Origin of the sequence: Streptomyces sp. NPDC057445 (assembly GCF_042802855.1) — a bacterium.
Classification (GTDB): Bacteria; Actinomycetota; Actinomycetes; order Streptomycetales; family Streptomycetaceae; genus Streptomyces.
In genome coordinates, this window is sequence record NZ_JBHVDH010000017.1 from 33585 (window position 1) to 57297 (window position 23713).

The 23713-nt window shown below is 67.7% G+C and carries 14 protein-coding genes and 1 pseudogene; 8 read left to right on the forward strand and 7 right to left on the reverse strand.

What is annotated here, in order from left to right; all coding sequences use genetic code 11:
- Nucleotides 1–206: hypothetical protein (locus ACFU5O_RS27710; RefSeq protein ID WP_384244679.1), on the reverse strand; the 206-nt coding region annotated here is incomplete at its 3' end.
- Nucleotides 207–500: 294 nt separating this feature from the next.
- On the opposite strand from ACFU5O_RS27710, the gene ACFU5O_RS27715 reads away from it, so the two are divergent.
- The 5 genes from ACFU5O_RS27715 to ACFU5O_RS27735 all read left to right on the forward strand — a co-directional run bounded on the left by ACFU5O_RS27715 (nucleotide 501) and on the right by ACFU5O_RS27735 (nucleotide 15884).
- A complete protein-coding gene (locus ACFU5O_RS27715; RefSeq protein ID WP_384244681.1) occupies nucleotides 501–11213 on the forward strand; it encodes a hypothetical protein in 10713 nt (3570 codons plus the stop codon).
- A 13-nt stretch (nucleotides 11214–11226) separates the two neighbouring features.
- The gene (locus ACFU5O_RS27720; RefSeq protein ID WP_384244683.1) at nucleotides 11227–13530 is read left to right on the forward strand and encodes a hypothetical protein; all 2304 of its coding nucleotides are present in this window, start codon (nucleotides 11227–11229) and stop codon (nucleotides 13528–13530) included.
- Between the two features lie 38 nt (nucleotides 13531–13568).
- Entirely contained in the window at nucleotides 13569–13763 is a 195-nt protein-coding gene (locus ACFU5O_RS27725; protein WP_384244685.1) for a hypothetical protein, read from the forward strand.
- Nucleotides 13764–13996: 233 nt separating this feature from the next.
- Nucleotides 13997–14788 carry a hypothetical protein gene (locus tag ACFU5O_RS27730; protein ID WP_384244687.1) on the forward strand — a complete coding sequence of 264 codons (792 nt, stop codon included), beginning with the start codon at nucleotides 13997–13999 and terminating at the stop codon, nucleotides 14786–14788.
- A gap of 421 nt (nucleotides 14789–15209) precedes the next feature.
- Nucleotides 15210–15884: a hypothetical protein gene (locus ACFU5O_RS27735; protein WP_384244689.1), complete on the forward strand. Its 675-nt coding sequence runs from the start codon at nucleotides 15210–15212 to the stop codon at nucleotides 15882–15884.
- Between the two features lie 419 nt (nucleotides 15885–16303).
- Here ACFU5O_RS27735 and ACFU5O_RS27740 read toward each other — a convergent pair whose 3' ends face one another.
- Entirely contained in the window at nucleotides 16304–17014 is a 711-nt protein-coding gene (locus ACFU5O_RS27740) for a DUF4145 domain-containing protein (RefSeq protein ID WP_384244690.1), read from the reverse strand.
- 135 nt (nucleotides 17015–17149) lie between these two features.
- Between ACFU5O_RS27740 and ACFU5O_RS27745 the strand changes: the two genes are divergently transcribed.
- Nucleotides 17150–17581 (forward strand): DUF6233 domain-containing protein, encoded by a 432-nt coding sequence (locus ACFU5O_RS27745; RefSeq protein ID WP_384244691.1) that lies wholly within the window; start codon nucleotides 17150–17152, stop codon nucleotides 17579–17581.
- 46 nt (nucleotides 17582–17627) lie between these two features.
- Here ACFU5O_RS27745 and ACFU5O_RS27750 read toward each other — a convergent pair whose 3' ends face one another.
- From ACFU5O_RS27750 to ACFU5O_RS27760, 3 genes are all read right to left on the reverse strand, one after another.
- The gene (locus ACFU5O_RS27750; RefSeq protein ID WP_384244835.1) at nucleotides 17628–17807 is read right to left on the reverse strand and encodes a hypothetical protein; all 180 of its coding nucleotides are present in this window, start codon (nucleotides 17805–17807) and stop codon (nucleotides 17628–17630) included.
- Nucleotides 17774–18070, reverse strand: a complete 297-nt coding sequence (locus ACFU5O_RS27755) for an IMP dehydrogenase (RefSeq protein WP_384244692.1) — start codon at nucleotides 18068–18070, stop codon at nucleotides 17774–17776. Before ACFU5O_RS27755 ends, ACFU5O_RS27750 begins: the two co-directional genes overlap by 34 nt.
- Before the next feature lie 96 nt (nucleotides 18071–18166).
- Complete coding sequence (locus tag ACFU5O_RS27760) at nucleotides 18167–19267, reverse strand: phosphotransferase enzyme family protein (protein WP_384244694.1); 1101 nt, start codon at nucleotides 19265–19267, stop codon at nucleotides 18167–18169.
- A gap of 539 nt (nucleotides 19268–19806) precedes the next feature.
- Here ACFU5O_RS27760 and ACFU5O_RS27765 point away from each other — a divergent pair.
- The gene (locus tag ACFU5O_RS27765; protein ID WP_384244695.1) at nucleotides 19807–20196 is read left to right on the forward strand and encodes a hypothetical protein; all 390 of its coding nucleotides are present in this window, start codon (nucleotides 19807–19809) and stop codon (nucleotides 20194–20196) included.
- 77 nt (nucleotides 20197–20273) lie between these two features.
- On the opposite strand, the gene ACFU5O_RS27770 is transcribed toward ACFU5O_RS27765, so the two are convergent.
- Together ACFU5O_RS27770 and ACFU5O_RS27775 are read right to left on the reverse strand one after the other, a co-directional pair.
- Nucleotides 20274–21275 carry a thioesterase domain-containing protein gene (locus ACFU5O_RS27770; protein WP_384244696.1) on the reverse strand — a complete coding sequence of 334 codons (1002 nt, stop codon included), beginning with the start codon at nucleotides 21273–21275 and terminating at the stop codon, nucleotides 20274–20276.
- Nucleotides 21276–21316: 41 nt separating this feature from the next.
- On the reverse strand, nucleotides 21317–22285 hold the full coding sequence (locus ACFU5O_RS27775; RefSeq protein ID WP_384244697.1) for a beta-ketoacyl synthase N-terminal-like domain-containing protein: 969 nt from the start codon (nucleotides 22283–22285) through the stop codon (nucleotides 21317–21319).
- A gap of 230 nt (nucleotides 22286–22515) precedes the next feature.
- Between ACFU5O_RS27775 and ACFU5O_RS27780 the strand changes: the two are divergent.
- Nucleotides 22516–23712, forward strand: a pseudogene (locus tag ACFU5O_RS27780) (IS110 family transposase).
- The last annotated feature ends 1 nt before the right edge of the window (nucleotide 23713 follow it).

Sequence of the window (23713 nt, forward strand, 5' to 3'; positions counted from 1 at the left end):
ACCTCGGTGGTGAACCGGGTGCGGCGCAGGGGTGGGCGGACGCGGATGATGTGCCGCTGGTCGACCTCGGTGGAGAGCAGGGTGCGGCGCAGGGGCGGGCGGACGCGGATGATGTGCCGGTACTCCTGTCCCCGGAAGAGCACCTGTTCGCTACCGGCTTGAAGCCGCCAGCTGCTGTCGGACCGGCCGATGCTCCACAGGCTCACGACGGGAGGGGCCAGTACACCGCGTCCGCCGAGCGCGCTACCAATGCATCCGCGCGGTCAGCGCAGACTCCCCACGTACCCCATCACGGCCTCCCCCAGCCGTCGAGGCCAGCGCCCGATGCAGATGCCCGTGGTGATCCGGGTCAGACAGTGCCCACTATTACCCCTACACCCGGCCGAACCGGCCCGAGCACTGCGCAGGACAGTGCGCCCACGGCTCCCAATCCACCCATTGGTGCCGGCCAGCGGTCGCCCCGCGAGGCGGTGCCACCAGCGCGGGACAGAACCGTCAGTGTGGCGCCAGCAGACCCCGGCTCGGTAGACGTCTGGGACGACGAGGGGGGCGGCAACCCCGAAGTCTGGGCCGTCACACAGCCCGAGGACTTTCGAGCCGCCCTCGACAAGGCCATTGAGGAATGGACCGAGCACTCGCTACGCGCCGAGACCGGCATGGACCCGGAAAACCGTGCCCGGCACGAGCGGGACAAGATCCACGCCGCGGATGTCGTGCCCAGGCTCGGTTGGTCCCGGCCGCTGGTCGACGTGCTGCGCTTGGCCCAGGATGGCCGCATTCTGGTCGGCCCGGACGGTACCTACCGTCAACCGGGCAGCGGCACCAGGCCGGGCCGCCGCGTCAACAAGCAGCGCGTTGACCTGTTGCTGAATTCCGGCTTCCTTGCGCACGTCGATAACGGCGCAGACGGCTCGGCCCTGCACCCCACGGCACAGGGCAGGCAAGGGCTGTACCTGGCGAACCTGTACCCCGACGGGATCCACCCCGATGACTCCGCCGCCTACGCGGCCCGCCTGAAGGGCGCGCGCCGACGATGGCGGACCAGTGACGAGGCCAAGGCGATCGCGCAGCGTTTGCCCGCCATGGAAAAGTGGGACCTCAAGTGGTCCGACGACCGGCCCGTCCGCCTGGCGCAGGAGGAGCACGCGGCCGCCACGCTCGCGACGGTACTCAAGGCCTCCGACGACCTGCACTACGTTGCGCGACGCCGGGGCGCCCGGGCGGAACGCAATCGTCTGGAAGAGATCCGCGAACTCCTGACGCAGATGGTGACAGCCCTGGACCAAGGCGACTTCACCCAAGCGAGCCAAGGCGTTCTCACCGCCCGTGAACAGGCGGTCGCCTACCAGGAGGCCGTCGCACATGACCCCGGGGCGACAGAAACCGCAGTGTGGGTTGAGCGGTTGCAAGAGGCCGCCGACCTCTACATGACGCACTGGCCGGCAGACGACCCGGTGATCAAGGACCGCCCCGACACCTCGAACAGCGTCCTTCAGGCACCACTTCAGGCACAGGACGCCCACGACTTGAGCACATACACGGCCCCTGCCCCTCATACTCCACGCGCCGAAGAGAGCGCTGCTGGGGCCGCTGAGACTCAGCGCCCACCGGCCGAGACGGCTGGATTGGGCACCCGTAGCACGGGGCCTCAAGCAGAACCACCCGTGGAGGCCACGGACGGTGCAGTCGCGAGAGCGCAGAGGCACAGCGCAGAACCGGCGGTTGCAGGCGAACCAGCCAAGGATGAAATGCCGGTCGTCCGGAACGGGGACAGGTCTCCAGGCGTCGTCACCCTGCCGAGCGGCAGTGACACCCCAGACGCGCCGCCGCGACAGACGGAAGAGTCGGGCACGCGGGCGGGGGCGGAGACGGAGTTCCCCGGGGAGCTGCTGCTTGCCGGAGAGTCTGTCGCGCGGTACGACGGAGACCAAGCCGATGAGGTAGGGGACTACGTCTTCAGTGGAGCACATGGCCACGAGTACCGGCTGACCGCAGTGTCATACGCGCCGGGAGAGTGGCGTATCGCTCGAATGCCCTGGATGTGGTCCAGTTCGAACGGTGGCTACTCCTGGTGGTCCAGCGATGGCCCCCGCGACCTGGGCCGAGCCCTGGACTGGATTCGACGCGACGGGGAGTCCCGCGCGCTGGCGGCAGGGCGCTGGGAGCGGCATGGCCAGAGGCTGGAGGAGCCGGTCGCCTGGAGCACGACCCTGGAGACCGAGGACCTTGAGCCGGGCACGGTTCTGGTGCGCAGGTTCGGTAGGTCCGGGCTTCTGACGGAGTATCCCTGGGGCTGGGAGCACGTCTGCAGTGGTGCGCTGCCGGAGAGTACTCGACGGTCCCCCGACCACCGCTTCTACGCCGCGATGTGGTGCGCCACCCATGAGGGGCTCGACGCCATTCCCACAGAGCGGCTGCGGATCCTCGCCGTGGATCAGGAGCACGAGGAGACCTGTGCTGTCTCCACCCCGTACGTCGGCAAGTGCAAGAAGGATCAGCTGCACCGCTTCGTAGTCGACGTGCTTGCCGAGGACGGTGCATCACTCGGTCACGTGGTTATCTGTGGCAAGCATCTTATGTACCGGCTGACAGACGACGACCGGTTCGGGCGTGACGCGCCAATGATCGCGCACTATCTCTCCGAGGAGAAGGGGACGTGGGTCGACTGGCAGGACAGGGCGTATGACCTGACAGGCGAGTTGCTGCTGGTGGCGCTGGCTGCGGGGGAGACCGACCCCAAGCCGAACGTTCGCGCCGCCCTGTACACGGAGGCCATGGCAGAGGGTGACAAACGGGCCGAACGAGCGGCTCGGAAGGCCGCCAAAGACGCAGGCCTGCGGGGCAAGCAGGTGGCCGCGGCTGGCGTCGCAGTGCTGGCAGCGCGGCGTGCCAAGTACGCCGAGATCATCGCAGCAGCCGAGGCTCGCGAGGAGGCATGGTCCGAGCACATCCAAGCCGAGATCGACGGAGAGCCTGTCGAGTGGAATGATCCCGCGCCCGTCGTCGATCCCACATCGCTTGAGTCATTCGTGGGGGACCATCTGCAGGGTCCTTCCAGCCCTCCCATCGTTGCTGACGATGTCCTGGATGCCGCGGCGGTACCCCCACAGCAGCAGTGGACGTCGGGGAGCCGCACACCACCAGAGGAAGATCTCTCAGCCAGGCACGCCACGCAACAAACCGCCCTATTCGACGTCGACAGCTCTGCGACTGGGGCCCCGCTCCGGATCGACGGGCCAGGCGACCCCTTGGCTGAGTCAGCTCAGCAAACCGGCTCCGACACAAGGTCGGATGCGACACCCACTGCTCCTGATGGCACGGCAGCCATGCGCATCGACGCGGAGGGAGAGGGACAGCCATACCCGCACGGTCAGACCATGGCCAAGCGGGAGGGTCTCCTGGTGCTGCCGTCGTCGATCGACTACACCCCCCTGGGGGAATGGCAGGTTGACTTCGAGGAGGGCTGGTCACGTCCGCCGGCCGTAGCATCCTTCGCCGACGGCTGGTACAAGATCCCTAAGGAAGAGGAGACCGGCGAAAACATACGTGCGGCGTTTGGCACGGCAGCGGACGCACGGGACCGGTTCGCCCGGTCCACAGCGCGAGACGTGGCCGCACTCGCCGTAGCAGACCCCAAAGAACGGTGGGTCTGGGAGAGGCATCATCCACTCGCGCAGTTCGACGAGAATGCCGCCGCGGCACTTGAGCGCATTACCGATCCTGCCACCCGCGCCTACGCGACCCAAGCAGTGGTGAACCTACGCGTGGCGCTCGAGAAGGTTGGCCGCGACGCCACCGACGACTACCTTCAGCGGATCCAGAGCGCTGGCAGCGATCCGCAGGCCATGGACGAGGCTTGGCGTTCCTCCCGGGGGCCCCAGGCGGACGTGTCGTACAACTTGCATGCCCGTGCACTCGTCATCACCTATTTGCGAACGCTCATCGCGCACGCTGACGCCGAAGGAATGGACCATGTCGCAATCGCTCAGGTGGTGGAGGACGCTGGTGGCTGGGATGGAAAGCTGCGCAAGCTCGGGCGCAAAAAGGTTGAGTACCCGCACTTCCCGGCAGCCGAACGCGTCGCTGAGCCAGCGCGATTCGTAGCGAGGGGAGCTCGCCACCACGCTCTAGGAGAGGTCGACACGGTGTACGCCTGGCTGCAGAAGCGCCCCACCTGGCAACACGTGGAGCCCCGCACGGCAGGCGATCCGGGCCAGTCCACCGGTGGCCCCGCTTTGAACACTGCCGACTCGAGGCAGGTGGCGGACGAGCCGCCGCAGCCACCTGCTTCGCCGCTGGTCGCGGCGCCAGCGAGCGAGACAGCAGAGGTAGCAGCGCCTAGTGGCGACACACCTCCTGATGAGGGGCCCGGTCTAGGGCAAGAGCCCGCCGCCAGCACGGACGCAGACACCTCTCCTGGCCAGGAAGCAGGCCATGCACCTGTGGAGCACAAGGGGCAAGACAGGGAGCCCTTCGGCCCAGCCAATGACTTTGCGACGAAGCAGGTGCCCGACGGCGATGCTCCCCAGCGTGAAGAGGAACGGGTGACGATGAACGAGGAGCCGGAGCACGCAGAGCTTGCATCTGGGGAGACAGGCTCAGGGTCCGCCGCAGCCACGGAGGCGTACACCTATCCCCAGGAGGCCACGGCTGCGTGGCAGCGCCTGGTCGACGCGTTCGCCGCGCTGGACCGGCTCCCAGACAAGTGGCCACGCACCAGCCGTAGTCATGTCGATCTCGCGCCAGTGAAGCGGGCCGTCACACGCATCGCCGGTCAACTGCCAGCGGCACCAGTCGCGTTGGCGGACGTCGCACATCAGCTGCGTGAAGTGCGGAGCATGCTGGATACCGTCCGCGACGACCTCGACCGGTCCTTCGACGACGAGTTCAAGCAGCGGCTTGAGCCCGCCCTGCACGAGCTGCTGGAAGCATCCGACGCCACTCACGACCGGACGCAGGAAACCGCCCGTCAGCTCACCCGCGATCCCAAAGGGACCTGGCTGCATCCCTGGGTTACCGAGCCCCCGCAAGGGCTGGTGCCCGTGGCGCACGCCCAGCCGACGCTCACGCCCGAGCGGCCCGGACGAATACTGCAAGCCGACGGCACCGTCCTGCGGCACGTCGGTGCCACGGAGGACTCGCCTGAGCGTTCGGCCACGGCGGTCGGAGCCGTCGAGGCTCCGCGAGGCACCGGACTGTGGCAGGTCGTCCGGTTCGACGACGGGACCCACGAGACGGTCCATCCCGCCCTGCTTTACCCGCTCGACCAGGACCCCTACCCGTGCCCGGCAGACGTCCCCCTGCACCGTGATATATGGGCGGCACGCTGGAAGGCATTCGACCGCGCTGAGGCGGCCGGCGAGACCACGGCACCACTGGGCGCGTTCTACATGCGCCCCGGAGACGTGGTCCGGGTACCAGGCCGCAAGGGCGAACGCACCGTCACCCGGGTAGAACACGCAGCGAAGCGCGGCCGCGGCCGAAGGCAGACCATCGGCGCGGTCTTCTCACACGTCGGCCCCGGACGTGGCAGGCCGGTGGAGTACATTCCCCAAGACCAGTTCGCACCGCTGCCGGTATCTCTGCCCGACGACCACCCCTGGCTCACACCCGACGCCTTCGGCGCCTCACAGCCCGCCACGGCTGAGCCCACCGCGGTGCCATCCCAGGAGGACCAGAAGCCCGCGCCCGACTCAGCATGGGCGGCGCTGGAGCAGGCTTCTTTGGCACCCGCGCAAGTGGCCGACCCCGGCGAATCGCGGAGCACCGCCTTTGCCGAGCAGAACCAGGACGCTCCCGACGTTGCGGTCGCGCCAGCGGAGGAGCCCGCAGGCCCGCCCGCCCCCTACGCGCAGGCCGCTGCCTCCCCGGCACCGGCTGCGGCGGTATCGGCTGATCCCGATGCTCCGACGCAGTCCACAGACACGCCCGCCGGACGGCGCACGAATCGATACAGCACGGAACCCGATGCTCAGCCGGCGCGCGCCGAGGGCCACCAGACCCCCGATCCAACCCGGCATGCTGCGCCGACCGCCCGGGAGACGCTCGCGCTCGCGGAGCCCGCGCCCTACTCCGATGCCGCCACCTACGTCGAAGCTCACGAGGCACTGCTCTCGCTCCTGAACCAGCACGAGGTCTGGCTGGCCGACAACGCGGCGGCAACCACCGCAGCCAACGAACTGGCGACCGTAACCACGCTGGGGCGATCTGCGCTGACGGCACTGCTCAACCTCGAAACCGCCGTCCACGACGCACAGGCACACGCAGGCCGAGACGACGACCATGCTGAGCTCGTGCAGCGGCTCGCCCACCACAACCGTCGCGCGCAACTAACTATGGCCAAACACGTCTTGAACCAGGCAGCGAACAGCACAAGCCGCGAACACCTGCGCAGGCTCCACGCGCTTGCCTTCGACGGCAAGTTCATTGACTTTCCTCAGCAGACCGAAGCCGGGCCGATGGAGCTGGGGCAGTACCTCCGGCACCGCGCGAACAAGCTCAGCCAACAGACCACCCCCGCGGTGGACAGCTCCGAAGCGGCACCGCAGAGGGCAGAGGAGGCGGACACCATGGCTGCGGACGAAGACATGCACCTGCCCGTTCTTGAGCTACCGGACGGGGCCGGAGTGATGCTGACGGCTGCAGAGGCTGCACCACACCTCGTCGCACGCGCTCGGGCATTGCTGGAAGCCGATCCCGGAGTGACCTTTGAGTTTGCCCATGTCCACGGCCGACCCGTCTATGTAACCCACACCGATCCAGAAGGCGCCGGAACGGACCTCTCGGACCGTCTGCTCCACTTTGGACTCAGCACCGCTGAGGACGCGCGAGCGGTCCACATCAGTGCGGGGCATCTCGAGGCAGCCGATCCGTCCCTGATCATGGCGGCGGTAGCAGCCTGGATGGAGGTCGAGGACGATGGCGGCCGCCCCCTTCTGGACTACGGTCCTGACGTCGCCACACCTCGACAGACTGCCCCGATCGGACCCGGCACGGCACCCTTCGCCGCTGCCACCGAGGCGCAAACCCCTGGAATGACGCCCACGCAGAAGGAAGCGGGGCCTGTGTCGACGCCGCCTGACGAACCTGCCGCACCGGACGCCACCCTCGTCGGAGGCCCGAGCACTAACGAGCAGCCTTCCACAGCAGTGGCTGAGCCTGGCGTGGCGGAGCAACCGCTGTCGACGGCAGTAGAGGCCGCTGACACCCCAGCTCCAGCTCCAGCCCCGCCGTCGCCGGCACCGTCGGAGCAAGCCGAAGCGCCCGTCCCAGACGATCCCTCGACCAGCCCGCTTAACGCCGAAGCACCGGACGGCGGCGAAGTGGTCCACTCGACGCGCCGGGAACCAGCAGTCAAGCCCGCCCCTGCGGAGGGGGCGCAGCAGCAACCGATGGACGGTGCCACGGCCGTCGATCGACTGACCTACCTGGCCCGTGAGGCTCTTGCCGGGCTGGGTGTTGCGAGAAGACAAGTCACCGCAACCCTCACGGCACCCGGTCATGTGGTGGTCACGGTCGAGACCAGCGGCGACGTCGCCCAGGACCGCGATCTCACCCAGAGCCTGCGCCAGGCCGTGAACAGCGCGGTCGGCCAGCAGCCGGATCGGAGCCTGGACCGCTTCAGTCTCGACTTCCAACACACCGCGCAGATAGGGCAGACGCTCCTGCAACCGGACACCCAAACACCCGGGCCGGAAGCCCCGTCGGTGCGCCGCGAGCGGTTGATCGCCATCAACACGACAGCAGCACAGATCTTCGCCGAGCGGCTGCGGAACGACCCCCACGCCGAACTGGCCCGCACCTACCTACATGAGGGCAGTGACGCAGCCGGGATCCCAGGACGCCAGATCCCTCCGGACGTGCAGAAACAGTGGCTCCTGGGATACGCGCCGTCCGACCGAAGCGCAGGCCGATGGGACGTGCTGACCCGAGAGCTCCTGGCCCGCGGCTACACCGAAGACGAAATCCTGCACTCAGGCCTCGCCAAGCGATCAAGCATCGGCAGCCTCATCGACGAGTTCGACGACCGCGTCATGTTTCCCATCCACGATGAGCACGGCGACATTGTGGGATTCGGCGGACGCCGCATCGATCGCCCCGGCGAGACGGACGACCAGGCCTGGGGGCGCGGCGGTCCGAAGTATCTCAACACCCGTGAAACAGCGATATTCACCAAACGAGACCTGGTCTTCGGCCTCCACCACCCCGCACAGGCGCAAGCCCGTGCGGAGAGCGTCGGGCCACGAGTCAGCGTGGAGGGTTACTTCGACACCATCGCCGTTGCGCGGGCAAGCGAAAGCCTCCCCCTTGGTGAGCGCCCCGTCGCGGGCGCGCCGATGGGTACCGCACTGAGCGAACGGCAACTCGTTCTGTTGCGCGGTCTCGACAGCGGCAACGTCCAATACCTCCATGTGATGTTGCGTGACAACGACCCCAATGGCGCAGGGCAAAAGGTGCTGCTCAAGTCGTGGGACTTGCTCCTACGCACCTCCGGGACGGCAGAAGTCGCCGACCCGCCTGAGGCCAAAGACGCGGCAAAGCTGTGGGAGGACAGCATCACCACTGGGGGAGACGGTGCGACACCAGTCCTGGCCGCCATCGAGCAGCGACAGGCACTCCTCGATGCGGCCGTCGAAACAGCGCTGCTTGCCTTCGCTGACGACCATGAACGCGCCGCCCACGCTTTTGGTGGGAGCCTCGCCAACTTCAACCGGGCACGTGCGGCCGCAGCGACAGCAGGGCGCTACATCAGGGAAGCTGCCGAGGCGTGGACCTCGACTCCCGGATTCACCCGGATCCTCGAGCGCGAGGCGTGCACGTGGGCGAGGCGACTTCATGAGTCCTGGCAGATCCCGGGAGCGTTGACGGCGACCGCCGTCCTCCTCGGGCCTGGAAGCCACGATGACGACCGGGAGAACGACGCGTACGAGCGTGCCCTGGACATTCTCGCTGCGGATCCGGCCGGCTACTTCGACTACGACGCCCTCGTACGAACCCGCCGGTCGGCACTCTTCGCGATGGAGGACGCTCCCATGACTCCGGCCCCCTCAGCCGACGACCCACAGCCGGCTGCCGACGGCAGCGGCGCAGGCCGTGTCCCCGGCAAGTGGCCTGTAGGGTCCCGGCCTGCGCCTGCCGCGTCGGCACGCATCAGGCCGTTGGCCACGGTGCCTCCCGCCGACCGCGGACTACCGCTCGCCTTGACCCTCCGTAGCCCGGGTCCGGATGGAGGCGTAGTCGAGCTGAACGACCGGAACGCTGCGGCTGACAATCTCCACACCGCGCTGCATCAACGCCTCGGACAGCATGCAAGTGAGGTAGAGCAGCCCGGCCGTCTGGCAACGCCCCTTCCGCTCGGCACTGTCCACGGCGTCGCCCTGGCAACCTCTGGGGCTGATCAAGAGTCCGAGGACCCCACTGTGGTGGTGTGGCTCGGCCCGCCCGCGGCCGACTCGATCCGCCTGTCCCACAGCCGCCTTAGGCAAATGAGACCGGCGGAGCTCCTCGCGGCCGTGGAGTACCGAGCAGCTCAGGCTGCCGGGCTTCTTGGCGAACCGCTCAGCACCCGGTGGCGGACCGCGTTGCGCACCATCCTGCCGGCCTCGCTCCCCGTGCACCCCGCTCCGTCAGAGTTCGTCGGCCTCCTCGACACGCTCACCGAGGGAATCGCGGACGCAGACCTCCCGGAACACACGAAGAAGCGGGCCGAGCAGGCCGTGGCCATGTACACCCAAGGCCACGCCGACCTCGCCTTGGACCATGTTGCCGCCCCCGGCCACATCTGGGTGCTCCGCGACGACGGTGCCTGGGTGGAAGAGAATGCCACCGACGGTCCTGACCCAGCCTGGGAGCAACTACTGGAGGGATTCCGCCAGGAAGCCGCCATCCTCGGTGAGGTCAGCCAGGAAGCGGCAGCTCTCACGCCGGGAGATCCTTCCGCCACCGAACCGCCGGTCGCGGTGGACCTCACCGTCGCCCACCACAGCGCCCACGAAGCCCTGGCCGTACTGCGTCCGTATTCCATCGGCCTTCCAGGCACGGTGTACGAGCGGATCACAGATCTCGTGGCGCAGATGGATGTGGACCTGCCCGCTGTGCAGCGGCTGCGAGGCCCTGGCGGCGAGCGTTTGATGAACTGGGCGAAGGCCTCCGTCGTCCGGGTTCTCGAAGGCCTCGCCACCATCGCTTCGAAGATCCGGCTGACGGGGCTCAGCGAACACCTGGAGCGTGCTGTAGCGCGCCTTCGTGGCCAGGACCCTGCCGGGCAGATCGCTCCGCAGGCCGTCCGAGCCGACCGGCGGATGCAGGACCTCGCCCATATCGAGCGGGACCTCGAACGCCGGATGACTGCGCCCGGTACCGCCCTGGACGAGCGAGGCGAACTCCAAGAACGGTGGATCGTCAACCGCGCACGGTGGCGGGCGCGCTATGAGCAGCTGCACGGCCAGCCGGTTGGGACCGACTTCCTTCCTGACAACGGCCACATTGCCGGCGCGCCGCCCGTTCCTAACCTGCTCGATGCCCACCATCTGCTCCTGAATCGACTGCGCCGACGCGTGGCCGAACTACGTGACACCGACCCACACACGGGTGAATCGGGCAACCCTTATGACCCGACTGCGGACCTGTTCAATGGCGTGGCATGGGCCTACCAGCAACGGCTAATCGGGGCCCCGCCAGCCGGAGAGGCCCCCGAAGGGCCCATCGATCCTGCGGAGCTGCGCCAGGCAGCGCTCACCGTCACCGCTCATCGCAGTGCCTCACCGTTGAACCTCCGCCGCACGTTGGGCGTTTCAGCCGAGCGCGCCGACCGCATGCTCCAGCGCCTGGAGGAACAGCAGATCCTCGGCCCCTACCGGACCGACGCGCCTCGCACGGTCCTCGCGCGTACGACCGACATCGACACGCTGCTCGCACAGCCTCCCGCCCCGATCCGCGCTGGAACAAGCGTGCAAACTCGACCACCCGCAAAGGCGAAGAGCGAAACTTCTAGCAGGCAGGATCCCGACAGCGACGCACTTCGTTCCTGGGCCAGAGAGCAGGCCGCCATGCTCATCGCGGGACAGCAGGAGCGCAACAAGGTTCCGCCCCCCAGCCCTGTGGATGGAGCTGCGCCGACGAAGCGGTCCCGCCCGGACATGCGCCGGGAGGCGCAGACCAACGCCGCCCTTGCTGCTGGCCAGGCCACCTCGCTCGCACCCAGCCAGCCTTGATCCGGAGACACTCATGACCACGCCCAGCCCCATCCGGCCTGCAACCACCCCCCGAGCCTTCAAGCTGTCCCCCCACGCCACCGTCGGCGAGACCGAAGCCGAACTTGAGCGGCGCCTGGTCCGCCTGGACAGTCTCGGGCGCGGTCTGCGCAGGGCAAGGGCACTCGACACCCCACCGCCGACGGGCCCGAGAGACCTGCGGGGACTAGACATCGCAATGTCCGGTGCCTACGAGGAGCAGGCGTACTACTTCGGCCAGGCCGCCTGGCCCGTCTGGCAAGCCATCAGGGACGTCCACCAACGAGCTACCGTGGCTCTTGGCGACCTGAATGCGCGTGCCGAGCGGACCCCGCAAGCCGCAGTACAGGCAGCACGGATCACCACCCTGGCCGCCAGCCTTATCGCACGACATGCCGCAGAGGCCAGCTCCCATCTTGACAATCGGATCCAGCGCAACACCCCCGGAGCAGAGGCGATGCGTGTCCTCACACGGGTTGCGGAAGCCCACGCCGAGAAGGCCGCAGGCCTAGAGGAGGCGCAGAAGCTCGATACCCCAAGGCTCCTCCTGACCCACATCCACAAGCTGAACAGAGAGCTGCAGCGAGCCGAGCCCGGTCGGCCGGCCACCGCGAACGCTCCGGAACTGGGCGACCCGGATGACCCCGCACTGGACAGCGCCCTTGCCATCGGGGCCGCCGTCGACCTAGAGCTCGCAGGGGCTTCCCACTTGATGGAGGCGCTGACCAATCTCGCCGAGGGTGCCCGCCGCGCTGGGCACCGCCTGGTGCTCGATGTGCGCCTTCACGGATTGATCGAGGCAGCCCAGATACGAGGCTTCGAGATGATCTCGAGGATCGCGCGTCGGCGGATGGACCCGGGAGACGAACAGGGACGACGACAAGGGCTTGCTGCCTTGATCCACCACTATGCGGAGCAACGGCTTGAGCGGATGCGCGGAGCCCTCGGCATAGGTGAGCAGCGCGAGTTCGGCCACTACGAAATCACTCCACCGGACCGCTACCGCAACGCACTGGACGACGAGACCCGGTTCGTGATGGCGGAGCTGAAGGCGAAGTACCTACGGCCCAACGACCGAAGTGACCTGCAGATTCGTTTCCTCCTTGCCCAACGGACAGTTGCTTCGGATTTGGGCGACGAGGAGTGGGGTGTCACGGCAGACTTCCCGCCCAAGCCATTCGTCGCAGGTATGCGCACAGACAACCCGGTGGCGACGCGACTCGAGCTCATCGCTGCGCTCCGACGCCGTGTGGAGAACAACCCGTCCCACCGGGATGCTTCGTTCCTCCACCAGGCTGCTGACCGGTTCGCCCGGGAAGTGGCGGGCCCAACGGAGCTCACCGACGAGGCCCGGGAAGCGGAGATCACTACCGACCAGATCCGCGCAGTCGCCAAGCACCTCGTTGAACAGGGCACGGTCGCCTCGCCGCTTGCACTGAGCAACACCCCTGCCCTGAGCCTGACCCACGGCGAAGCGGAACGTGCCCTGGATGTGCTCCAAACCCTCAACGTAGTCGGCCCACCGAACGGGCTGAAGCCACGCGAGACCCTCGTCACCAAAATCCACCAGCTTCCAGCTCAGCTCAAGCCGCTGGAAGAGCGACTGCCCAACCTCCTACAACTCCACAATGGACCAGCGCAGCAGGCCACACCTTCGGGCCCGGCCACACGACTCCAGGACCAGCCCGCAGCCGCCCCGATGATCAACGAAGAGGAGTTGCCCCTGTCCGGTCTGGCAGCTCACACCAACGAGGTGCTTTCTCCAGAGCCCATCCCACGAACCCTGTCCGCAACCCCGGAACGGGGCCGACGACTCCCGGATGCGCTGCGGGAGCGCGACATGTTTCCGACGGCCGAAGATCAGGCACGGGTCGTAATACCTAGCCTCGAGACAGCCCAGGCTGACGCCCTCTTTGCCGAAGGCACCGACCAGACAGCAAGGAAGCAAAACGGCCCACGCCCACATCAGCCCACAGTCGCATGGCGGGGTAGGACAGCCGCAACATCCTCCAGCCTGCCTCGCCGAGACCGCACTGTGGAACGCCCGCATCCGGGCAACATCACCACCAGCCGCGGCTCAGCGCCCGAATCACCGAAGGACACGGATTTGGCTCAGCTCCTGGCAACTAGTCATGAGCGGATTCAAGCGGCCAGCCGAAGGCTCACAGATGGCGTGAACTCTCGCGCTGTCGACGGTTCCGCGCATGCCGAGCCCACGATCCCCCCGAAGGCCAACGCTGATGAGGCCCAGCGCAACGCTCAACAAGCACAACAGACCACCGGGGTCGATAGGCGCTGACCCACCCACCCGGTCCGCACAAGAAAAGGAAGCATCAGATGGCAGACGAGCAGGACGAGGTGCGACAGGAGAAGCTCCAGGAAGAGGATCGGAGGAGGAAGAGAGTTACCGCGGATATCCGGATGAGGCAGCAAGAACGTCAGGCTCAGGACGAAGCTCGGCAGGTCCGAGAGCTGCCTGCTGAGCAGCAATACGCGCAGTTCCCCACCCATTCCCACACCGGCATCCGCTGACGCTCTGTGTCACCTTCTCTCAGGCCGACTATTTCAGGCATCCCGATCTGCGTGCGATCTGCTCGCCACCGCGTTCGGTGCGACTCCGTGCGATGCACAGCCGAAGGGACATCGCGGCGTCGGATGACGCCTCATCGCGATGTGGTGCAAGACACATCTCAGCGGTACATCGAGCAACGTGCGTTGTGAGTCCGAGTGGTCGGTACGAGAAGAGATCAAGGAAGTGACGAACGGTGACTAACCGTAAGATTCTGGCCGCGACAGCGCTGTGCGTGATCGCATCTATCGGCCTGACCGCCTGTGGCAGCGCGCAGAGTAAGGGTGACACGGGCAAGGCGACGAGCCCCACGCCGTCGCCGAAAGCCCTGCTGGACCCCTTCGAGGGCCTCACCGCCGACCAGATCACCGACAAGGCACTCGCCGCCACCAAGGCCGCCGACTCACTCAAGGTCGCGGGCGAAGGCAAGGACGACGACAAGCACCTGTCGATGGAGTTCGCTCTCAGCAAGGCGGGCGACTGCACCGGCCGGGTCGGCAACACCGGCTACGGCCAGAACGCCATGCTCGTCAGCGACAAGATCAGCTACATGAAGGGCGACGAGGCTTTCTGGAAGCAGATAGGCAAGGAGACGGGCACCTCGGCCAAGCAGTCCACCGCCATCGCCGAAATGCTCAAGGGCCGGTGGATGAAGATCCCCGCTGACCAGGCCAAGAGCATGGGCGAGCTCTGCAACCTCAACGCACTCCTCAAGGAGATGGGCGACGAGGACACCGCTGGTGTGACCAAGGGCCAGACCACTGAGGTCAACGGCCAAAAAGCCCTCACACTCACCCGGAAAGACGGTGCAGAGACACACACGTTCTACGTCGCCACCAAGGGGCAGCCGTACTTCCTGAAGTTCGTCACTGAGGGCGGCGACGAACCCGGCACACTGGTCTTCTCCGACTACAACAAGCCGGTCACCGTCACCGCCCCGCCGGCCGACCAGATTGTCGACCTCGACAAGGTCAGAGGTCGGCCGTGACTCTGTGAGCCGATGGGGCCACCGGCGCTTGGCACCGTCAGTGGCCCGTCAGCCTCTCTGAAGGGTCCAGTAGGCGAGCCCAAGAGGTGCAGCAGGATGATCTTGCTGTCCTGTGACACCGATCTCTGACCGCGTGCCATCGATTCCTAGACGGATGCGGGTTCGTGTCATCGAAGCTGATCACGTTGACGCAGAGGCCCCGCATGCAAACGCGTGATCGCCCTCGCCCGGCCGGGGTGACTCTCGCCGTCGGCGCCACGGCCGCACAGGCGGCCGCCCCTGCTCGCCGTCGCAGCAAGGGTGCGGCGGCGCGGGGCTGCGTGATCTGATCGGTGAGCGGCTCTACCTGTGAGTCGCCCGACGATCGCCCACCAGATGTGCCCGGCGCCCCGCCGCGGCCGCACACCCCAAGGAACCGCGTATGAGCGACCTGTCAGCCCGCACCGACCACAGCAGTGCCCCGGACCCCATGCGCAGCGTGTACTTGCGGCTGGTTGCCGAGGAATCGATACCCGAGGAAGCGCGAGGGCAGTTCAGCTACCTGCAACCGCTGGCCACGGACCTCCTGGCGGGTTTCGCCCTCGACACCCCTGACAACGTCCGCGTCCTCAGCGACCGCGACGTGGCCCTCGTCGAGCGGGACACCCTCGCGGCCGCCGCGCGCACCAATTTGCTCAGCGAGCCGGTCAACTACGACACCTTCGAGCTCCCCGGTGGCGCGGTCCTCCACACCCTCGGCCACCCGGAGTCGGTGTTCGCGGCCAGCAAGGTGCTCGTCTTCGACGAGTCGGTGCGGGCCACCGACGGCCCCGAGATTCCGGACGAGGGTGTGCTGCTGGTCGTCCCGAACCGGCACAACCTCGCGTTCTACCCGCTCACCGACAGGCACGTCCCCGAGGCCGTCAACGCCTTGGCACAGTTCGGGCAGGGCGCCTACGAAGATGGCCCCGGACGCCTCTCCCCCCGGGTGTTCTGGTGGCGCGCCGGCACCTTGACATCGATCACGCACTTCGACCAGGAAAGTCGGACCATGAGCATCTCCCCGCCCGACGAACTCATGACGATCATGCGTCGCCTGGTAGGCAACGCCAGCTGAGGCGCGCCCGCGCACCTAGCCCCACCGCGGCACGTGGATGTGGTCCGCCGTGCTCTGGACCTTCTCTGACCAGCGTGATCAACCTGCGATGACACGAAGTCGCGTCCGTCAAGGAATCGATGGCACGCGGTCAGAGGTCGGTGTCACAGGACACTTGGTCTCCTCTGCCATGCGATCTTGACCGTTTGCCTAGTGATCTTGACCGGTGCGGGGGAACGCATAAGGGCACAGTGTTCCTCCGTGCCTGACGACGGTCGGGCCAGGGCTGATATTGCAGGGCCCGGGTCCTACTCCGTCGCGAGGGAGCCTATGCTCGGGATGTGGTCGCGGAGACCGGCCCGGGCGCCCGGCGCCCCGACGCGGCATCGGACAAGAGAGAGTAATGAATTTCTCTCTCCCCGCACCCCGGGCCCGATCGGCTACGGGTTCCGAGCAACGAAGGCATCGCGCCGCGCCTTGCGGGCGTCGCGCATCGCCCGTCGCTCCTGGGGCTGCACATAGAGGGCGTGGACGGCCTCGGCGATCAGGCCGGCGACGTCGGCGACCTCCTCGGCGGAGAACTCCAGGCCATCGTGCAGGCTCCAGTTGCCGAGGAGGCGAGCCTGGTGGAGGTCCTCCACGATTTCGCTAGTGACGCCCCGGTTGACCAGGTCATTGATCTTGCTGGCGAGGTTGTTGCCCGCCGCGCCGAAGTCCTTGCAGAGTTCCTCGACGGCAGCCCGATACATCGCCGCCGCCGCCCGGTAGGCCTCGGCGGCCTCCGCCCGCGCGCCCTCCGCGAACAGGTCGCGCACCACGTTCGGGGCAGAGATGTGCAGATCGCGCGGCTGCCGCTCCGGCCAAACCTGGATTACCCGGAGCACCTCGCCGGTCTCCCCGTCTTCGTTGAAGCGGATCAGCTGGTGCAGAACCACGCTCTTGCCACAGTGCTGGCAGCTGACGTTGAGCTGCCGCAGCCAGGTGCGTCCGGCGTGTTTGAGGTGATCGACAGACGGGTCCTCGGTCCGAACCTGCGGCCAGAGGTAGGTACCGATGCCGGAGGACCGGATCGTGAAGCCGGAGTGGACGTGGCAGTTCGGGCACAGGCCCGGCAGGACGAGGCCGCGCGGGTCAACGGTGAGGCTGGTCATGGTCCAGGGATAGCGGACCGCCGGGGTACCCGGCAGCGAGTTTTCCCGTCCTGGTTCGCAACCACGCTCTGAACTGGGCGGGCGAACTCACCTGGCCAACGGTCAAGATCGTATGTCACAAGGACACCTGGCGCTGTGACGAGCCAGATGTGCCAGCCCACCATTATTATCGAACTCATGTACGAGCATCTGGCTCCGCGCGTCACCGTCACCCTCCCCGGGGGACGCGTCACCGAGGGCCGTCTCCACGCTCGCCGCCAGGACTCCGGCGGCCAGTGGTGGTTCGAAGTCTCGCTGCCCATGCCCGCAGCAGATGTCCGCCCCATCGACGGCGAGAACTACAGCCACGTCCCCACCGAACGCCACGGCAGCCCGGCATGGGTACTCCAGGCTTTGCGCCACGACACCCCCAAAAGGCGGGCTCTCGTCCTCCACCGCGCTGCCTGCTGGGCCGCCGAAGGCCGCCTCACCCCCGCCAGCGACATGGAGGCCATAGCCTTCCTGCGGCACGGCTGGGCCACTGCATGCGACGCCTGCAAACCCGCGCCGGAGGCTGACGCCGGTTAGGAGTGCCGCAGTGGGCTCACCTCAGGTCTCGAATCTGTGTCGGGCGTCAGCGGTCCAAGAGGAGCTCAGGGCGAGCGGTGAGGGTGTCACGCAGGAATCTGCGCTTGGAGTAGAAGGTGCGTTCTGTGGCCAGGCCTCGCTCGGACAGATAGGAGAGACGCCAGCGGTCGATGTGCTCCATCTCCCTTCGCATCACCTGTTGGTCGTGGTCGAGGAGGCTGCGCAAGAGGCGGTACTCCACCTCGCACTGTGATGCCGGGGCCGGCGCCGAGGGCGAGCACCCGCTGGGTGCCGTCGAGGCCGAACCAGTGGTGTCCGCGCGTGCCGGTGAGCGACGTCCACGACGAGCGCATCGACGCCGTGGTCGACGAGCATCGCGGCCCGCTCCTTCCAGTCGCCGGTGACCCCGACCGCGGCCGCCGCGCAGCTGGCCGTCACCGTCGACGGTGGCCAGCCGCGCGGTGTCCGGGACGGCGGTGTTCTTGACACGTGTCGAGGTGGGCGGGGTTGCAGGCCCGGCGCAGGACGCCGAGGCCACCGGCCAGGGCCGGGCCTGCGGCTTGCGTGGCCATGAGGGTCATGAACTCAGAGAAGGGTGTTACGCAGGGCCTCCTCCAAGACAGGTAGCCGGTCCAGCAGCATCAGATCGGCCTCGTGCCGCGCCCTGCCGTAGGACTCAAGTGCGGCGTCGACGATGTGCGGACGCTTCACTGGTGCCGAGAACGGAAACGTCGAGCAGAGCACGGCTGCACAGCCCACACGGAGCGAGGACACGAGGTCGTTCGCGGACACCTTGGGGTTGGCGTCCCGATAGGCCAGGGTGAGATCGGTGTATCCGGTGAGCCAGCCCTCCACGCCGTTGGCCAGCACGCTGCTGGGGTCACAGCCCAGACGCGCGATTTCCCAGGCGAGGTACCAGGGTGTGGGCGGTCGGAAGTCCACGAACGCGGCGGCATCGTCGTCCTTCAACAAGACGTTGGGGCCGGACAGGTCGCCGTGCAGGATCTGGACCGTCAGCGGTGGAAGCGAAGCAAGGATGCGCTCGAGGCCACCCAAGAGAGCTTGCCGTTCACGCGTCGCCTGCAGCGACCATGCCTCGAACTCCCCAAGCCTGGGCTTGCTCTGGAACGCGAGAATCAGACCCTCATAGCGGTCTCGTGCGGTAGCCACGTCGCACACCGCGGCGCCAGGTTTCAGGGTGGGTGCGGCGGCGGGGTGAGCGGCGAGCCGACTGTGGAGGCGGCCCATCGCTGTGCCGACGGCTGCCCACCGTGCACCCCTCAGGCCGCCTTCGGCGGTCGCGGTGTGCGGCACGTACGACCACAGGGACATCGGCAGGGGGCCGTGGGTCGCGATGAGTTCGTGCTCGCGCGTGCGGGTTGCCCGCGCGGTCGCGACACCTCCGTCGGCGCAGTACTCGGACAGTTCGACCGACGCCCGCTCCAGATCCAAGTGCTCTCGAGTGCGGTAGACCTTGGCGAAGTGCCGCCGGCCCGCCTGGTCCACGACGGCGTAGTTGTCCGTCGCGGTGCCCTCCGGGATACGCGTAAGGTCTGCCGGGTGCAGCCCGTACGCGAGCACCAGCGTGTCGGCGACCGCCATGATCTGCTCCCCCTCCGCGGTGCGGCCGGGTGTGGAAGGCGCGGCGACAGGCTTGGTGGCGGGCTGGTGAGATGCGGTGGACATGGTCTCCTCGTCGAAGCGCACAGCGATAGTGGTCAGATGATGAGCGGGCGGCAGGTGGTCGGGTCGGTCAGGACGCGGGCATGAACCGCGGCCGCCAGGTGCTCAGCGAGCTGCGGCGGGCCGCGCCGGGTGCAGCGAGGCCGCAAGATCGCCGACCGACAACGCTCCGTCAATGCGGTCATCTGATTGCGCCTCCCTCGTTCGGGTTGTGGCAGTACCCGAGCCCGACCCGGCACCACCACCAGCTGGCAGGGGACCGGCCGACCAAGCCGACACCGCGGCGCCCTGCCGCGTGAATCGGCTGATGGAGGCGTTGAACGCGGTAACCGACACCGGCCTTTCGTGGCGAGGGTGACCAGTTCGGCATCGCATAGGCGGGGCGTAGGGCTGGCCGGCGGACGGCGCGGCACCACGTAGGGGTGCTCGTCACATAGAGTGCGGGCGCGCGGGTGTCCACGTCTTTCACCACAAGATGATCTTGGACGCCTTCGTTCTCGTCTCCGCAGGCACCCCTCGGGCCGCACCACCAGGAGGAACCAGTGTCGTCCCCGCCAGTGATCACCCCCGAGGAGAAGCTCGCCGATGCGAAGAGGCAGCTGGGCTTCCCGCGTATCGTCGCGATCTGCGGCTCCACTCGCTTCATGGCCGAGATGGCCGAGGCCGATCTGCGGGAGACCAAGGCCGGGAGGATTGTCGTCAAGCCGGGTTGCGACCTGAAGTCGCCGCACGAGCTTTGGTCCGATCCTGTCGAGGCTGAGGCGCTGAAGGTTCGACTCGACGAACTGCACCGGTCGAAGATCCGGCTCGCCGACGAGGTGCTCGTGGTCGGCGACTACATCGGAGACAGCACCCGGGCTGAAATCGCCTACGCCCGGGCGCTGGGCAGGCCCGTGCGGTTCACGCACCCCGCAGTCGATCCCGACGCCTGAGGGCCCACCACCGCGCCCTCCGCGGGCACCCCGTTGGGATTGATCACCCAGCGGGTGGCGTGGTGGTGAAGGCGAGCTCATGCAGCGGTGGAACGCATCGCGGCCGTGATGGCGGCAGCCAGAGGCTGCCGGTGGTCCATCACGTAGAAGTGGTCGCCCTCGTACCTCTCGAGTCCGCGGAAGTGCGTGGTGAACGCTTGCCAGGAGAGCAGGCGGTCCTCGCCGGTCAGCTTGTCGTGGCGGCCCCCGAACACCGAGAGCGGAACGGGCAGCGGCTCGGGGTCGTGGGGAGGCGCCCAGGTGTCCAGGAGTTTGAAGTCGCTGCGGAACACAGGGGCGAACGTGGGCCAGACGGCGTCGTTGTCGAGGAGCTGCGGTGTGCTGCCGCCGATGTTCCGCAGCCAGCTGCGCAGTTCGTCGTCGGACATCAGGTGAGGGCGCTCGTCGGCGTTGGCCTCGACTCGCGGGGCGCTGTAGGCGGACACACCCAGCCAGGTGGGGAGCGGGCTCCCCTCGTGGTGGAGTCGGCGGGTGAGCTGGTAGGCGATGAGGGCGCCCAGGCTGTGGCCGAAGAACCCGAAGGGCCGGTCGAGCAGGGGAGCGATGGCGTTGTGGAAGTAGTCGACCAGCCGGTCGCAGTCGTCGATCAGCGGGAGTGTCTGCAGGTGGCCTCGGCCGGGGGCCTCCAGGAGGCAGAGTTCCCAGTCCTGGGGGAAGTGTTCCGCCCAGCCTCGGTAGAGCAGGTGTGAGCCGCCGGCGTGGTGGAACAGGAACAGGCGCGCCGCTGGGTCGCTCAGCGGCTTCGGGCGGATGACCGGGTCGGCCGGCGTTTCTCCGACACGCTTCGAGATGACGAAGGCGTGCAGTTCGGCGAGGGTCCTGGCACCGCTGATGACCACGGTGTTCTCCGGGACGTTGTACGCGTTCTCCACGAGGGTTGAGATCTCGAGCATCAGCAGCGAGTCGATGTCGAGCTCGTCGGTGAAGTGCGCCTGGTCGGTGACCTCCTCGGGTTCGATCTCCAGTGCTCCGGCTATCAGGGCGCGGAGATCCTCGATGTTCACGGTCGCACTGGTCATGGGTGTTCCCCCAGCTCCTGCGTGGATGGACGAGTGGTCGGTCAAGGGGTCAGCAGCAGGACGGCTGCCGCGTCGTGGCGAGGGCCTCCGGCCGCGGCGAGCACGTTCCCGGTGGCGCCGCCCTCGAAGTGGGCAGCCGCGGCGGCGCACTGCAGGACGCCCAGCGCCCCGGACAGCGGGCCCAGCTGGGCTTCCAGGTCGATCCGGCGCGTGGCTGCGAGCAGCTGGCCCGCCCCGGCACCCACCTCGGCCCCGAGCCACAGTCCGACGGATTCCTCCTCCGCCACACCGGCACAGGTCAGCGCCGCGGCGAGATCCCGGGCCCGCGCGTACCCGGTGATCGTGGCGCGCGGCCGTGTGCCACGGCAAGCGGCTGCGTCCGCCGGTTCGAGGACGACGGCGACCGCTGCGTCGGTGGACTGCTCGCCGAGTAGCTTCGCCGTCACGTCGTTGGCTGGTTCGACGCCGACGACGACGGCTGCTTCAGCGCGCCCGGCCACGATGAGGTTCCGGGCCCAGGCGAGGGCGTCCAGACCGCTCGTGACGCCGTTGCAGACGGTGAGGTTGGGGCCGCGCAGCCGGTAGCGGATGGCCACCCAGCCGGCGATGACGTTGCTTGATGTCTGGGGCAGGCCCAGTGGGCTGAGGCCCCTGACGCCTTCTCTGGCGATCGTGTCGGTGGCTGCGCAGACGCTGTCCGCGTTGCCCAGGTTGGTGCTGACCACGACGGCGGTCGCATCAGCCGCGCCCGTGAACGTGGCGTCGGCGTCGGTCAGGCCCGCGTCGTGGAGGGCGAACTCGGCGGCCCGCAGGGCGAGCCGGGACGCGCGGTCCTTGTGGCGCAGCTCGCGTCCGCTGAGTCCGGTGGCCGGGTCGAAGCCGCCCTCGCCGGGCAGGGGTCCGAGAAGGGCGCCGTACGTCGCGACACTGGGGAGCGCCAGTCCGATGCCCGTGACGGCGACCTCCCGGGCGCTCGGGATACTCATCCGTGCGGTACTTGTCCCGCTCATCGGGCTCTACCTTCCTTCTGGGTCCGCTCCAGCCATTCGTAGGGTTGTGGCACCCAGGGGGACCGGGTGTGGCTTTCATCGGGCTGCCGATCATGGCTCAGGTAGCTTGGCCGCCTGGTTCCCCACGACGACTCGGCCGCCAATTGGGAAGTGCGAGCAAGTCGCTGTGTAGAGCAATGCCGGCGCAGTCGTCCGTGGTACAAACCGCACGCGCGACCTGATGGAGCACGATGGGCCGGATCTGGGCTGGGACCGACTGCGGCAAGACTCACCACCACACACTGGTCGTGGACGCTGAGGGCAGCACACTGCTGTCGCGGTGAGTGGCCAACGACGAGCTGGAGCTCCTCCAGCTGATTGCGGACGTCCTGGAAATCGCGGATGGCCGTAGGGTGACCTGGGCGATGGACATGACCGGCGGCGAGCCGGGCCTGCTGATCAACCTTCTGGCCAACCACGCCCAGGACCTCGTCTACATACCCGGCGTCGCGGTCAACCGCGCCACCGACAGCTACCGAGGCCAGGGCAAGACCGATGCCCGCGACGCCCTGGTCATCGCCGACCAGGCCCGAATGCGCCGAGACCTGCTTCCAGTCCGCTTCGACGACGAGGCCGTCGTCGAACTGAGGCTGCTGACCGACCGACGCACGGACCTGGTCGCCGAGCGGACCCGGGTCATCAACCGGCTCCGTGCCCTCCTGAACAGCATGTTCCCCGCGCTTGAACGGGCTCTGGACCTCGACAACGCAGGTCCCCTGCGGCTCCTCTACGGCTACCAGACCCCTTCCGCCATCCGCCGGGCTGGCGCCAAGCGGCTGACGACGTGGCTGCGCAACCGAAAGGTCCGCGGCGCCCAGGCCCTCGCGGAGAAGGTCGTCGAGGCCGCTGAGCGGCAGCACACCGCCGTCGTCGGGGAGAAGGTCATCGCCAAGATGGTCCACACCTTGGCCGCGGAGGTGATGGCCCTCAACGAGAAGGTCGCCGAGACCGACAAGCTCATCGAGTGCCGGTTTCGGGAGCACGAACTCGCTGAAGTGATCTCCTCGATGCCTGGCATCGGGGCCACGCTCGGCGCGGAGTTCCTCGCGGCCGTCGGCGGCAGTCTGGAGGCATTCCCCACCGCTGACCGTCTTGCGGCCTTCGCCGGCGTCACACCGGCCCCGCGGGACTCGGGCAAGGTCAGCGGCAACCTCCATCGCCCCAAGCGCTACCACCGACGCCTCCAACGCGTCTTCTACACCTCCGCGCTGATCAGCATCCAGCGAGACCCCAACTCCCGCGCCTTTTACGACAGGAAGCGTGCGGAAGGAAAACGCCACGTCCAGGCCGTGCTTGCCCTGGCCCGGCGTCGTGTCAACGTGCTCTGGGCCCTGATCCGTGACCGACGGTGCTACCAAGTGACACCGCCCGTCACAGCTGCGACTTGAC